The organism is Domibacillus sp. 8LH (assembly GCF_038806185.1).
GTDB lineage: Bacteria > Bacillota > Bacilli > Bacillales > Domibacillaceae > Domibacillus > Domibacillus indicus_A.
Genome location: NZ_JAVJNG010000065.1, coordinates 1 through 1,318, shown reverse-complemented (window position 1 = coordinate 1,318; position 1,318 = coordinate 1). Strand labels below are relative to the sequence as shown.

The following is a 1,318-nucleotide window of genomic DNA, read 5'->3' as shown; positions in this document are numbered from 1 at the left end:
ACAGCCCAACCCTTGGGACCGACTACAGCCCCAGGATGCGATGAGCCGACATCGAGGTGCCAAACCTCCCCGTCGATGTGGACTCTTGGGGGAGATAAGCCTGTTATCCCCGGGGTAGCTTTTATCCGTTGAGCGATGGCCCTTCCATGCGGAACCACCGGATCACTAAGCCCGACTTTCGTCCCTGCTCGACTTGTAGGTCTCGCAGTCAAGCTCCCTTGTGCCTTTACACTCTGCGAATGATTTCCAACCATTCTGAGGGAACCTTTGGGCGCCTCCGTTACATTTTAGGAGGCGACCGCCCCAGTCAAACTGCCCGCCTGACACTGTCTCCCACCCGGATCACGGGTGCGGGTTAGAATTTCAACACAGTCAGGGCAGTATCCCACCAGCGCCTCCACCGAAGCTGGCGCTCCGGCTTCCAAGGCTCCTGCCTATCCTGTGCAGACTGTGCCAAAATTCAATATCAGGCTGCAGTAAAGCTCCACGGGGTCTTTCCGTCCTGTCGCGGGTAACCTGCATCTTCACAGGTACTATAATTTCACCGAGTCTCTCGTTGAGACAGTGCCCAGATCGTTGCGCCTTTCGTGCGGGTCGGAACTTACCCGACAAGGAATTTCGCTACCTTAGGACCGTTATAGTTACGGCCGCCGTTTACTGGGGCTTCAATTCAGACCTTCGCTTGCGCTAAGCCCTCCTCTTAACCTTCCAGCACCGGGCAGGCGTCAGCCCCTATACGTCGCCTTGCGGCTTTGCAGAGACCTGTGTTTTTGCTAAACAGTCGCCTGGGCCTATTCACTGCGGCTCTCTCGGGCTTGCACCCTACCAGAGCACCCCTTCTCCCGAAGTTACGGGGTCATTTTGCCGAGTTCCTTAACGAGAGTTCACTCGCTCACCTTAGGATTCTCTCCTCGCCTACCTGTGTCGGTTTGCGGTACGGGCACCTTACATCTCGCTAGAGGCTTTTCTTGGCAGTGTGGAATCGAAGACTTCGGTACTAAAATTCCCTCGTCATCACAGCTCAGCCTTAATGGAAACGGGATTTGCCTCATTTCCAGCCTGACTGCTTAAACACGCGTATCCAGCTGCGTGATCTCCTATCCTCCTGCGTCCCCCCATCACTCAAACGATGCTTGGTGGTACAGGAATATCAACCTGTTATCCATCGCCTACGCCTTTCGGCCTCGGCTTAGGTCCCGACTAACCCTGAGAGGACGAGCCTTCCTCAGGAAACCTTAGGCATTCGGTGGAAGGGATTCTCACCCTTCTTTCGCTACTCATACCGGCATTCTCACTTCCAGGCGCTCCACCAGTCCTT

1 rRNA gene is annotated in these 1,318 nt (G+C 55.4%); it reads right to left on the bottom strand.

The features are described 5' to 3' along the window. A 23S ribosomal RNA gene (locus RG959_RS23765) occupies nt 1–1,318 on the bottom strand; the annotation flags it as partial.